The sequence below is a fragment of the Pseudomonas sp. PDM21 genome, assembly GCF_014852505.2.
Taxonomy (GTDB): Bacteria; Pseudomonadota; Gammaproteobacteria; order Pseudomonadales; family Pseudomonadaceae; genus Pseudomonas.
In genome coordinates this window covers 1,454,667-1,466,130 of sequence record NZ_CM181223.1, presented here as the reverse complement: position 1 = coordinate 1,466,130, position 11,464 = coordinate 1,454,667, and the positions used below count along the sequence as shown (strand labels likewise).

At 66.5% G+C, this 11,464-nt stretch carries 12 protein-coding genes; 5 read left to right on the top strand and 7 right to left on the bottom strand.

Annotated elements, in window-relative coordinates:
- Positions 1-53 precede the first annotated feature (53 nt).
- From IB275_RS06915 to IB275_RS06905, 3 genes are all read left to right on the top strand, one after another.
- A complete protein-coding gene (locus IB275_RS06915) occupies positions 54-1,664 on the top strand; it encodes an FMN-binding glutamate synthase family protein (RefSeq protein WP_192289658.1) in 1,611 nt (536 codons plus the stop codon).
- 108 nt (positions 1,665-1,772) lie between these two features.
- Positions 1,773-2,609 carry an AraC family transcriptional regulator gene (locus IB275_RS06910; RefSeq protein WP_192289660.1) on the top strand — a complete coding sequence of 279 codons (837 nt, stop codon included), beginning with the start codon at positions 1,773-1,775 and terminating at the stop codon, positions 2,607-2,609.
- Between the two features lie 52 nt (positions 2,610-2,661).
- Positions 2,662-3,270: a LysE family translocator gene (locus tag IB275_RS06905; RefSeq protein ID WP_192289662.1), complete on the top strand. Its 609-nt coding sequence runs from the start codon at positions 2,662-2,664 to the stop codon at positions 3,268-3,270.
- Between the two features lie 4 nt (positions 3,271-3,274).
- Here IB275_RS06905 and IB275_RS06900 read toward each other — a convergent pair whose 3' ends face one another.
- Complete coding sequence (locus tag IB275_RS06900; RefSeq protein ID WP_192290631.1) at positions 3,275-4,183, bottom strand: LysR family transcriptional regulator; 909 nt, start codon at positions 4,181-4,183, stop codon at positions 3,275-3,277.
- 118 nt (positions 4,184-4,301) lie between these two features.
- On the opposite strand from IB275_RS06900, the gene IB275_RS06895 reads away from it, so the two are divergent.
- On the top strand, positions 4,302-6,059 hold the full coding sequence (locus IB275_RS06895; RefSeq protein ID WP_192289664.1) for an amidohydrolase: 1,758 nt from the start codon (positions 4,302-4,304) through the stop codon (positions 6,057-6,059).
- A gap of 148 nt (positions 6,060-6,207) precedes the next feature.
- The gene (locus IB275_RS06890) at positions 6,208-6,951 is read left to right on the top strand and encodes a TorF family putative porin (RefSeq protein ID WP_192289666.1); all 744 of its coding nucleotides are present in this window, start codon (positions 6,208-6,210) and stop codon (positions 6,949-6,951) included.
- Positions 6,952-7,106: 155 nt separating this feature from the next.
- Here IB275_RS06890 and IB275_RS06885 read toward each other — a convergent pair whose 3' ends face one another.
- The 6 genes from IB275_RS06885 to ddlA form a co-directional block, all read right to left on the bottom strand.
- On the bottom strand, positions 7,107-7,502 hold the full coding sequence (locus tag IB275_RS06885) for a thiol-disulfide oxidoreductase DCC family protein (RefSeq protein ID WP_192289668.1): 396 nt from the start codon (positions 7,500-7,502) through the stop codon (positions 7,107-7,109).
- Between the two features lie 70 nt (positions 7,503-7,572).
- Positions 7,573-8,028, bottom strand: coding sequence for a DUF3237 domain-containing protein (locus IB275_RS06880; RefSeq protein WP_138212490.1), 456 nt, complete (start codon positions 8,026-8,028; stop codon positions 7,573-7,575).
- A 75-nt stretch (positions 8,029-8,103) separates the two neighbouring features.
- Positions 8,104-8,919, bottom strand: a complete 816-nt coding sequence (locus IB275_RS06875; RefSeq protein WP_192289670.1) for a class I SAM-dependent methyltransferase — start codon at positions 8,917-8,919, stop codon at positions 8,104-8,106.
- 1 nt (position 8,920) lies between these two features.
- The gene (locus IB275_RS06870; RefSeq protein ID WP_192289672.1) at positions 8,921-9,292 is read right to left on the bottom strand and encodes a nuclear transport factor 2 family protein; all 372 of its coding nucleotides are present in this window, start codon (positions 9,290-9,292) and stop codon (positions 8,921-8,923) included.
- Positions 9,293-9,382: 90 nt separating this feature from the next.
- Positions 9,383-10,207, bottom strand: coding sequence for an aldo/keto reductase (locus IB275_RS06865; RefSeq protein ID WP_192289674.1), 825 nt, complete (start codon positions 10,205-10,207; stop codon positions 9,383-9,385).
- 102 nt (positions 10,208-10,309) lie between these two features.
- Complete coding sequence (gene ddlA / locus IB275_RS06860) at positions 10,310-11,404, bottom strand: D-alanine--D-alanine ligase (RefSeq protein ID WP_192289676.1); 1,095 nt, start codon at positions 11,402-11,404, stop codon at positions 10,310-10,312.
- Positions 11,405-11,464 lie beyond the last annotated feature (60 nt).

The following is an 11,464-nucleotide window of genomic DNA, read 5'->3' as shown; positions in this document are numbered from 1 at the left end:
GCGGCCCTTTTGGCCAACCTGACCGTGATCAAAGCCCGACGACTGGAGACTCCATGAACCTGTCGCTGCTCAGCCGCTATGCCTTTTTCGCCGCGTGCGTCCTGTTCACCGTGCTCAGCCTGCCCTTCCTCGGGCATGACTGGGTGTGGCCCTTCACCCTAACCACCTTTGCCCTGAGCGTGCTCGGTGTCTTCGACCTGCTGCAGGAACGCCATGCGGTACGCCGCAACTACCCGGTCCTGGGCAACATCCGCTACCTGGTGGAAGCCATCCGCCCGGAAATCCGCCAGTACCTGCTCGAAGGCGACCAGGAGGCCCTGCCCTTCTCCCGCGCCCAGCGCGCCCTGGTGTACTCGCGGGCGAAGAACGAGACCGCCGACAAGCCCTTCGGCACCCTGATCGACGTCTACCAGTCGGGCTTCGAGTTCATCGCCCACTCCATCCGCCCGGCCCCAGTGGCCGATCCATGCACCTTCCGCGTCACCGTCGGCGGCCCGGAGTGCAAGCAGCCCTACTCCATCTCGGTGTTCAACATCTCGGCGATGAGCTTCGGCTCGCTGAGCGCCAATGCCATCCGCGCGCTGAACAAGGGCGCCAAGCTCGGCGGCTTCATCCATGACACCGGCGAAGGCAGCATCAGCCCCTACCACCGCGAGTACGGCGGCGACCTGACCTGGGAACTGGGCAGCGGCTATTTCGGCTGCCGCAACGACGACGGCACCTTCAGCCCCGAGCGCTTCGCCAAGCAGGCGGTCGACCCACAGGTGAAGATGATCGAGATCAAGCTGAGCCAGGGCGCCAAGCCCGGCCACGGTGGCATCCTTCCCAAGCACAAGGTGACGCCGGAAATCGCCTCCACCCGTGGCGTGCCCATGGGCCAGGACTGCATCTCGCCCTCCTCCCACAGCGCCTTCGATTCGCCCCATGGCCTGCTGAACTTCATCGTCCAGTTGCGCGAACTCTCCGGCGGCAAGCCGGTGGGCTTCAAGCTGTGCATCGGCCACCCGTGGGAATTCATGGGCATCGCCAAGGCCATGCACGAGACTGGCATCCTCCCCGACTTCATCGTCGTCGACGGCAAGGAAGGCGGCACCGGCGCTGCGCCCCTGGAGTTCACCGACCACATGGGCCTGCCGATGCGCGAAGGCCTGCTGTTCGTGCACAACACCCTGGTCGGCCTGAACCTGCGCGACAAGATCCGCATCGGCGCCAGCGGCAAGGTCGTCAGCGCCTTCGACATCGCCAGCGTGCTGGCCATGGGCGCCGACTGGGCCAACTCGGCGCGCGGCTTCATGTTCGCCATCGGCTGCATCCAGTCGCAGAGCTGCCACACCAACAAGTGCCCCACCGGCGTCGCCACCCAGGACCCGCTGCGCCAGCGCGCCCTGGTGGTACCGGACAAGGCCGAGCGCGTCTACCACTTCCACCGCAACACGCTCAAAGGCCTGGCCGAGATGATCGCCGCCGCCGGCATCCAGCACCCGTCGCAGCTGGAAGCCAAGCACCTGGTGCGCCGCGTCTCGGCCACCGAGATCCGCCTGTTCTCGCACCTGCACTACTTCCTCAAGCCCGGCGAACTGCTCTCGGGCAACATCGAAGGCGAGTTCTACGAGCGCATCTGGCGCATGGCGCGCAGCGACAGCTTCGATGCTGCCGCCGGCTGATCGCCCCCCGATCGTGCAGCCATCGGATCGATGGCTGCACGAATCTTCCAGACAGCCACTCCACGCGCGCTATGCTGGCCGACCGGGCAAGCGGTGCGGAGGCGGCCCATGCACAAAGACAACTGGATCGACCTGCTGCAGGATGCCGACACCGGCATCCAGAGCCTGCGCGCGCACTTCAAGGGCCACGCCTACGACCCGCACTGGCACGACAGCTACCTGATCGGCTACACCGAGTCGGGTGTCCAGCAGTTCCGCAGCCGCAACCAGCGCTACATCAGCACCACCGGCAAGGTGTTCTTCCTTGAGCCCGGCGACATCCACGATGGCGAGGCACCCACCGAAGGCGGCTTCACCTACCGCACCCTGTACCTCGACGCGCCCTGGCTGGAACGCGAGATCGGCACGCTGTTCGAGGAGGCGCCGGGCAACTGCCAGCTGAGCGTGCCCGAGCTGCTGATCGACGACCCGCGACTGGCACGACGCGTCGACAACGCCTTCCAGGCGGTGCACGGCAACGACCTGAAGATCGTCCGCCAGACCGCCATGGACGAGCTGCTCGACGGCATGACCCGACACCTGCACTGGCGCCAGCGCGGGGAAGCGCAGGTTCATCTGCCCATGGTGGCGCAGCGCGCGCGGGACTTCCTGCACGCCAACCTGACCGCCGATATTGGTCTCGACGACCTGGCCCGCGCCACGGGTTGCGACCGCTTCCGCCTGACCCGCGCCTTCAAGCAGGCCTTCGGCCTGCCGCCCCATGCCTACCTGATCCAGCTGCGCCTGGCCCGAGCGCGGCAATTGCTTGGTCGCGGCCTGGCACCCGCGGACATCGCCGCCGACCTCGGCTTCGCCGACCAGAGCCACCTCGGTCGCTGGTTCCGCCGTGCCTATGGCGTGACCCCCGCCTACTACCGCAAGCGCTGCTCAAAGCTTCCAGACTGAGCCCGCCGCACTGGCGAAGATGAGCTCCCACGGATTTACCGGAGTTCCCGCCATGCACTTCTCGCAGCTCGGCCAATGGCTGCCCTTCATCCTCTTCGCCTTCGTCGCCTCAATCACGCCGGGGCCGACCAACCTGCTGGTGTTCAGCAACAGCGCCCGCTTCGGCTGGGGCGCCGCGCTGCCGATCATGTTCGGCGGCTGCGCGGCGGCCGCCGCACTGGTACTCGCCGTGGGCAGCGGCCTGGGTGAAGTGCTGGCCAGCCTGCCGCGCGTACAACAGGCGATGAGCGTGGTCGGCGTCCTCTGGCTGAGCTGGCTGGCGTGGCAGATCTTCCGCAGCCCTCCGGCAGACCTTGCGCGCGACGGCGACGCTGCCCGCCTGGGCGCACTCGGCGCCGCCGCGCTGCAACTGGTCAACCCCAAGACCTGGATGATGGCGCTGGCAGTGATCAGCGTGTATGCCGGCCACGGCGTCGACCGGCTGGACCGCGTGCAACTGCTGTCGCTGCTGTTCTTCCTCGTGTCGATTCCCTGCACGGCGGTCTGGGCCGGCCTGGGTATCGGCAGCCAGCGCCTGCTCTCGCCCACGCAGATGCAGCGACTCAACCAACTGATGGCGGTCCTGCTGCTGGTGTCGGCCTGGGCCGGGGCGCTGCTGTGATTCTCTAGCGGATGCCGTCGCGGGCCAGGTAGTCGCGCAGGTGCTCGATGAACGCGTGGATCTTGCGCGTCGCCCGGCGGTTGCTCGGGTAGACCGCGAGAATCTGCGCGCCGAAGGTGTCCGGCTCGAAGAAATAGTCATCCAGCACCGTCACCAGCCGGCCGCTGCGCAGGTGCTCCAGCACGCTCCAGTGCGGGCACGGCAACAGGCCGTGTCCGGCAAGGCAGGCAGTGAGCAGCACCGCCTGGTTATCGCTGTTCAGGCGGCCGCTGCGCGGGGTCGAGAAGCGCTCGCCCTCCACGTCGAACCACCAGCGGTCATCCAGCGCCGGATGGCGGTAGACCAGGCAATCGTGATCGACGATCTCGCTGGGGTGCCGCGGGGTGCCGCGCCGGGCCAGGTAGGCCGGGCTGGCGCACATGATCAGGCGGCTCTCGGCCAGCGGTTGGGCGATCAGGCCCGGCAGGTCGCTGTTGCCCATGCGCAGGGCGAGGTCGTAGCGGCCGTCGAGCAGGTCGACATAGCTGTCGGAAAGGTCCACCTGCAGGCGCACGTCCGGATGCAGGTCGAGGAACTCGGCGCAGGCCTGGTCGAGGAATACCGGGCCGACGATCAGCGGCCCGGTGATGCGCAACACGCCGCGCAGACTGTGCTGCAGCTGGGCGATTTCCTCGGTGGTCTCGCGCATCCGCGCCAGCACCTCGCGGGCGCCGTCGAGATAGAGCTGGCCGGCTTCGGTCAGCGACATGCTGCGCGTGGTGCGCTCGAACAGGCGCGCGCCGACTTCGATTTCCAGCTGGCCGACCGCCTTGGTCACCGCCGAGGGCGTCTTGCCCAACTGCTCGGCGGCGCGGCTGAAACTGCCGGTCTCGGCACTGGCGACAAACATTGCCAGGCTGCTGAATCTGTCCATCGTCATTCGTGCCAATCCTTCACAAGTGTTATGCCTGGCGGCGACTTCCGCACGATCCGGTCCGCCAGTAGCCTGCGCCGCAGACCAACAATAATCCACCGAAAAGCAGAGGGAAGTCATGCACGGCATGCTCAAGGGCGCGCTGGCGCTCGCCATCGCACTGGGTACTTTTGAAGCTCAGGCACAGAACGCGGACCTGATCCTGTACAACGCCAAGGTCTTCACCGCCGAGCCGGGCCAACCGTTGCAGCAGGCCGTCGCCGTCGCTGGCGGCAAGGTGCTGCAGGTAGGTTCCAACGAGGACATCCGCAAGCTCGCCGGCACCGGCAGCAAGCAGGTCGACCTGGGCGGCAAGGTACTGATGCCCGGCTTCATCGACAGCCACTCGCACTCCATCTTCGGCGGCCTGGAGCTGATTTCCGCCAGCCTGCTGGATGAGGAGATGGACCTCGACGCCTTCGTCGCCCGCCTGAAGCAGGACCGCGACAGCGGCAAGGCGAAGAACGGCGACATCGTGGTGATGAACGGCATGAACTCCAGCTACTGGTCCAAGGCCGACGGCCTCGCCGAGCGTCTGAACCATGGCGAATGGGAGAAGGTGCCGGTGATCCTGATCGGCAGCGACCACCACACCGCCTGGGCCAACGCCGCCATGCTCAAGCGCGCCAAGCTGGACGCCCAAAGGGTGCGCAGCCTCAGCTCGCTGGAACAGGGCAACATCGCCCACGGCAAGGACTTCGCCCCCACCGGTTTCCTGGTGGACTCGGGCTTCGACCTGGTCGCTGCGACCATGCCCGCCGCCAGTACCGAGACCATGGACCGCGCCGGCCGCGCTGCAGTGAAGTACAACAACAGCCTCGGCATCACCGCCTGGATGGACCCGGCCGCCAACGGCGCACCGGGCGAGGCGGTATTCAACATCAAGCCCACCGAGAAGACCGTCGGCGTACTGCCGGTGTACCGCGATCTGGCTCGCGACGGCGAACTCACCGCCCACGTCGCTGCACTGCAGGTGGTCAATCCCAGGAGCACTCCGGCTGATCTCGACGTCATCGAGAAGGTCCGCCAGCAGTTCCAGGGCATCCCCAACCTGACACTGCCGGGCATTAAGGTCTTCGCCGACGGCGTGATCGAATTCCCGGCGCAGTCCGCCGCGCTGCTGGAGAACTACAAGAACAGCCACAAGCCGGGCGAGTTGCTGATCGATCCGAAGCACTTCGGCGAGCTGGTCAGCGCCGCCGATGCCCGTGGCTGGCTGGTGCACGTGCATGCCATCGGCGACCGCGCGGTGCGCGAATCGCTCAACGGCGTCGCCCAGGCGCGCAAGGACCGGCAGAGCAGCGTGACCCACTCGATCACCCACCTGCAACTGGTCAACCCCAAGGACTTCCCACGCTTCAAGCAGTTGAACGTGATCGCCTCGATGCAGCTGGACTGGGCCACCGCCGAGCCCTACACCGTGGAGCTGGTCAAGCCGTACATCGCCGACGAGGCCTACCGCTACATGTACCCGGCCAAGTCACTGCTGGACAACGGCGCCACGATCGCCGGCGCCAGCGACTGGCCGGTGTCCACACCCGATCCGCTGAAGGCCATCTACCAGGCCGTCACCCGCCAGGGCGAGGAAGGCGTGCTCAACGCCGCCGAGCGCGTGGATCGCCAGACCATGTTCTACGCCTACACCCGCAACGCCGCGCAGACCATCGGCCTGGGCGACAAGATCGGCACCCTGGCGCCCGGCAAGCAGGCCGACATGGTGGTGCTCGACCGCGACGTGTTCAGCGTGCCCGACCAGCAACTGGACGAAGCCCGCGTGCTCCACACCCTGTTCGAAGGCCGCGAAATCTACCGCGCCGAAGACCAACCGGCTCTCTGAGCCGGGCTCCTGCGCCGGGGCGTGAACACCCCCGGCGCCCTGCCCGCCAGCCCAACCCTTGCCGAAGCTTCCCGAGTTGACCGGGAGGGTCGGCGCTGCGCGGGATTTTTCATCTGCCCACAGACAATCACAACAAAGGGAACCCCGTATGAATCGCCCGCAATGGCTTGTCGGCGCGCTGCTCGCCTGCGCCCCGCTCACCTCCGCCCTGGCCGTGGAGCTCGGCGAAGGCTTCGCCCTGCAGATCGACACCGCCCTGGTCAGCGACTACCGCACCCGCGGTATCTCGCAGACGCAGAACGACCCCGCCGCCCAACTCGGCCTGACCCTGCAGCACGCCTCCGGCGCCTACCTGGGCGTGTGGACCTCCAACGTCGACTTCGGCGGCGGTCTGAAGACCCGCCAGGAAACCGACTACTACGCCGGCTGGTACTGGCAGGCCAACGACGATATCGCCCTGGACCTGGGCTACATCAAGTACGCCTACCCGAAGGAAGCCCAGTTCAACCAGAGCGATACCTACGCGATCCTCCACGCCTACGGCTTCGAAGTGGCGGCCTACTACGGCAACGACTATCCGACCTACTTCGGCGAAGACCAGGCCAACCTCTACACCTACCTGGCCTACAACGCCGAGCTGCCGGCGGAGTTCAAGCTGCGCGTGCGCTACGGCCGCAATGACGCCAAGGACCCGCTCTACCTGTCCGGAGACGGCAGCACCCGCGACACCTACCACGAATGGGAAGCGAAACTGAGCCATGAGTGGGTGGGCTTCGACTGGGGGGTGAGCTACATCGACACCGACCTGTCGCAGAACGAATGCCGTACCCAGTTCGGCTTTGGCGACGTGTGCACGGCGACGGTAATCGCCAGCGTGAGCAGGAGTTTCTGACACGAATCGGCGGGGCGCTGATCGCACGCAACGGTAGGAGCGCGCCATGCACGCGATGGCGGACATGGCGCGCTCCTACCGGAAAATGAGGTGCCAACCCGGTTCGCGAGCAAGGACCAGGCGTCCCCCTCGGTCCAACGAAATGCGCGCCGGCGCTAAGGCGAAACGGTAGGAGCGAGCTTGCTCGCGAACAGACGGTAACGGCGATAGACAACTCGGTCCAGGCAACTGTCACGCAGGGACTCCGGCAGCACCCGGAGGACGCGCAGCCAGCGCCAGGGAGAGGTCAGTTGCCCCAGTGCCTGCAGCAGTGCATCGCTGCGCTCATAACCCTGCCGATCATCGATGTACAACAGGCTGCGCACGCAATCACCGGGCAACCCGAACCAGTCGAGAATCGCCCGCCCCTCTGCTGACTGCACACTGTGCAGCTTCACCCGACGGAGGTGATCCTGATGGCGGAGGAAACGACTCCAGTCGCGCCCCAGCGGACAATCGGCATCGAAGAGAGCAATCTTGTCGCACGGATGCATATCAGGGGGAAGCGGCATCGTCCTTCTCCGAATACCTGGTAGTCCCCACTATGCTCAGCGGTTGTGACACCTGCGGGAAATATCCGTTTCAGCTGTTCGACAGGGAAAATATCCGATACTCGACCCAGCCCGGCCCCAACCGCCCCTCGCCCACCGCCAGCTGGTGGTTGAGCCAGCGGTAGCGGTCGTCGCCAACCTCGAAGCGCGGCTGGATCATGAAGTAGGTATCGCCGAACTCGGTACTGTCGCCTCGCGAAACCGCGTGGATGATCTTCGGGTTGGCCACGAGAAGACCAATGTGCTGCATCAGGATGCGCGCGCCATCGTCGGTACGCAGCACCAGGCGCACCTCCAGGTGCCAGCCGCCGTCACTGTCCACCAGAATCCAGTCGCCACCGCCGGGCAATACCTCGCCGCTCAGGCGCTGCCCCTTGAAGGTGCCGCCGCCGGCCGCCGAGATCAGCCGCTGGCCCTGCGGCACGCGGCCGATCTCCAGCGGCACACTGGCCTTCACGTTCATTTCCATCAACGGCTCGAGCTTCATCGCCAGCTCCTGAACAAGGTCGTCGTAGACGCATCAGTAAAGCAGCCGGGGCGCGGTGCGGCCATCTGTCGAAGGCTACGGGCCGAAGCGATAGCGCAGCAGCCGGCCCATGCGGCGCATCGCCGGGATGGCCAGGGTGATTTCGTAGAGCAGGCGCATGCCCAGGGACAGCCGAGCGATCTTCGCGCGGTCGTAGGCGGCAATGGCATCGACGAAACGCAGGGCCGGCACCTGTTGCTCCAGCTCCTGCGGCTCGTCGATGCCCCAGTGCAGTAAAGCGCCGGTACGACGGATCATCGGGTTCCACTGCAACAGGCGGATGCCCAGGCGACTGTAGCCGTCGAAGACCAGCTCGCCCTGACCGAAACTCGCGGTCAGCGCAGTCAACAGGCGGAATACCTCGTCAGTCTCCACGTAGGGCAACACACCCTCGGCGACCATCAGTACCGGCCGCCCGGTCGGCACCGCGCGCCACCAGTCCGGCGCAGTCAGCGAACTGGCCAGCAAGTGGCAGTTTTCCCGTGCGGGATACAGGCGCTCGCGCAAGGCGATCACTTCAGGGAAGTCCACCTCGAACCACTGCACGCTGGGCGGCGGGTCGATGCGAAAGACCCGGCTGTCCAGCCCGCAGCCCAGCTGCAGGACCACGCAGGACGGACACCGCGCAAGGAAGTCGCGCACCCAGTCATCGAACAGCCGGGCCCGCAGGGCGATGCCCACCTGCTCGGCGCGGCCGATGTGCAGGTGGGCGAAGTCGTAGTCGATGTGCTCCACGGCCTGCCGCGAGAAATGGTCGCGCAGCAGGCTGTCGGGCAGCTCGCTCTCCTTCGCCTTGGCGTACAGGGTGATCAGCAGGGTTTCCGGCGTGCCGCGCAGGGTGATGCGTTCCACGTCATTCGTGCAGGTAATAGAGCTTGTTGACGATCTGCCAGCCGTTGCCGATGCGCAGCAGGGCCAGGTAGTCGGTGAAGTGCATGCCGAGGAACTCGTCGGTGACCTTGGCGACCGCGCTGTCGCCGGTGATGTCCAGCGACTTCAGCTCCCACGGCGGCGGTGCGCCTTCGGGTGGCGGCGACTCGGCCTTGATCGCGCCGATGAACTCATCCAGAGACGCCCACTCCAGCGCGCCGTGGTAATTGCCGATGATCTTGCAGGACGGATGGAACGCCAGGCGTAGGCGCGACTCGTCGCCGAAGGTCATGCCTTCGACGTAGTCCGTCAGTACGCGATTGATGGCGGCGCTGTCCGCCGTGTAGTTGCTCATCGCTGCAGCCCTCCCCGGTCGGTGACCATGGGGCAAGGCTAGCACCGCACCCCGGCCGCGCCCTGGCGAGCGACGACCGGGGCTCCGGCGTCAGACCACCGCCAGGTGCCGCTTGCGGGTCGGCGGCGGGAAGGCGGCGTCGAGAGCTTCGAGGTCCTCGGGGGTCAGGCGCAGTTGCAGCGCGGCAGCATTGTCACGCACATGCAGCGGCTCCACCGCCTTGGGAATGGCAATCACGCCCGGCTGGTGGATCAGCCAGGCCAGCGCCACACGGGCCGGAGTAGCATCGTGACGGCCGGCGATTTCTCCCAGCACGCGATGGCGCAGCAGCTTGCCGCCCTGCCCAACCGGGCAGTAGGCCATCAGCGGCATGCGCTCTTCCTGGCACCAGGGCAGCAGGTCCCACTCGATGCCGCGCTCCTCCAGGCTGTATTGCACCTGGTTGGTGGTGCAGGCCGGTTCGTTCAGTTCCTGCAGGTCGTCGAGGTCGAAGTTGGACACGCCCCAGCGCTTGATCTTGCCGGCCTCACGCAGGCGCTCGAAGGCTTCGACGGTTTCCTCCAGCGAATACTGGCCGCGCCAGTGCAGCAGGTAGAGGTCCAGGCAATCGGTGCCCAGGCGCCGCAGGCTGCGTTCGCAGGCCTCGGGGATACCGCGCCGGCTGGCGTTGTGCGGGTAGACCTTGCTGACCAGGAAGACCTGGTCGCGCAGGCCGGTCAGCGCCTCACCGACCACCTCTTCCGAGCTACCCTCGGCGTACATCTCGGCGGTGTCGATCAGGGTCAGACCGCGCTCGATGCCTTCACGCAGGGCGGCAATCTCGCGCTTGCGCTGGAAGCTGTCCTCGCCCATGCGCCAGGTGCCCTGGCCGATGGCGGGAACGGCGGTGCCGTCGGCGAATACCACGGTGTTCATCTCGTGCTCCTTCTTGCGCTGGTAATGGGGACACGGGGCCAGCCGCCCGAAACCGGGCGACGGGCACACAGGGTAGCGCAGAAGCAAGAGCCAGGCTGTGGATCAGCGGTTGGTCTGCAGGTTGCGGCGGGCGGCGTGGCGCTCGATGGCCAGGTCGATCAGCCGGCTGACCAGCTCGCTGTAGGTCATCCCGGCGGCCTGCCAGAGCTTGGGGTACATGCTGATGCGGGTGAAGCCGGGCAGCGAGTTCAGCTCGTTGATCAGCACCTCGCCAGTCTCGGTGAGGAACACGTCGACCCGCGCCAGACCGGAGCATTCCAGCGCCAGGAAGGCGTCCACGGCGAGCTGACGGATGCGCTCGCTGGCCTCGGCGGGAATGTCCGCCGGCACCACGACCTTGGCGGCGTCCTCGTCGATGTACTTGCTGTCGTAGGAGTAGAAGCCGCTGCCCACGACGATCTCGCCGCAGCCGCTGGCGATGGGCTGCTCGTTGCCCAGTACCGCGCACTCGATCTCGCGGCCCTTCACGGCGGACTCCACCAGCACCTTGTCGTCGAAGGCCAGCGCGAGGCGCACGGCCTCGTCGTAGGCGACCTCGTCCTCGACCTTGCTAACGCCCACCGAGGAGCCCATGTTCGCCGGCTTGATGAACAGCGGCAGGCCAAGCTTGCGCTGCGCCTCGGCAAACGGCGTGCGCGTGGCATTGGCGCGTGTCAGGGTGACGAAGGGCGTGATGGCGATGCCGGCGTCACGCAGCAGGCGCTTGCTCACGTCCTTGTCCATGCAGATGGCCGAACCCAGCACGTCGGAACCGACGAAGGGGATGTCGGCCATGCGCAGCAGGCCCTGCAGGCAACCGTCTTCGCCCTGTGTGCCGTGGACGATGGGGAAGATCACGTCGACGTGGTCGAGCAACTGGCGACTGCCGGTTTCCACCAGTTGCTGCTCGGCCTTGCCCGGCACCACGGCCAGCTCGCGGTTGGAGCGGTTGAGGGCGATCAACGCCGGGTTTTCCTGGTTGAGCAGGTAGTCGGAGGCATCGTTGAGGTGCCAGCGGCCCTCCTTGTCGATGCCCACCAGCACCGGCTCGAAGCGCTCGCGGTCCAGTGCGTCGACGATATTCTTCGCCGACTGCAGGGACACCTCATGCTCCGCCGAACGCCCACCGAAAATCACCCCAACGCGCAACTTGCCCATGACAGCCTCCGAATGAACGATGGGCGTTTTCTAACACGGGCTCCGGCACTTGGGTAGGAA

Bases quoted from the DNA above. Each gene is read 5' to 3' on its own strand.
- IB275_RS06915 (WP_192289658.1), top strand. From the start codon at position 54: ATGAACCTGTCGCTGCTCAGCCGCTATGCCTTTTTCGCCGCGTGCGTC.
- IB275_RS06910 (WP_192289660.1), top strand. From the start codon at position 1,773: ATGCACAAAGACAACTGGATCGACCTGCTGCAGGATGCCGACACCGGC.
- IB275_RS06905 (WP_192289662.1), top strand. From the start codon at position 2,662: ATGCACTTCTCGCAGCTCGGCCAATGGCTGCCCTTCATCCTCTTCGCC.
- IB275_RS06900 (WP_192290631.1), bottom strand. From the start codon at position 4,183: ATGGACAGATTCAGCAGCCTGGCAATGTTTGTCGCCAGTGCCGAGACC.
- IB275_RS06895 (WP_192289664.1), top strand. From the start codon at position 4,302: ATGCACGGCATGCTCAAGGGCGCGCTGGCGCTCGCCATCGCACTGGGT.
- IB275_RS06890 (WP_192289666.1), top strand. From the start codon at position 6,208: ATGAATCGCCCGCAATGGCTTGTCGGCGCGCTGCTCGCCTGCGCCCCG.
- IB275_RS06885 (WP_192289668.1), bottom strand. From the start codon at position 7,502: ATGCCGCTTCCCCCTGATATGCATCCGTGCGACAAGATTGCTCTCTTC.
- IB275_RS06880 (WP_138212490.1), bottom strand. From the start codon at position 8,028: ATGAAGCTCGAGCCGTTGATGGAAATGAACGTGAAGGCCAGTGTGCCG.
- IB275_RS06870 (WP_192289672.1), bottom strand. From the start codon at position 9,292: ATGAGCAACTACACGGCGGACAGCGCCGCCATCAATCGCGTACTGACG.
- IB275_RS06865 (WP_192289674.1), bottom strand. From the start codon at position 10,207: ATGAACACCGTGGTATTCGCCGACGGCACCGCCGTTCCCGCCATCGGC.
- ddlA (WP_192289676.1), bottom strand. From the start codon at position 11,404: ATGGGCAAGTTGCGCGTTGGGGTGATTTTCGGTGGGCGTTCGGCGGAG.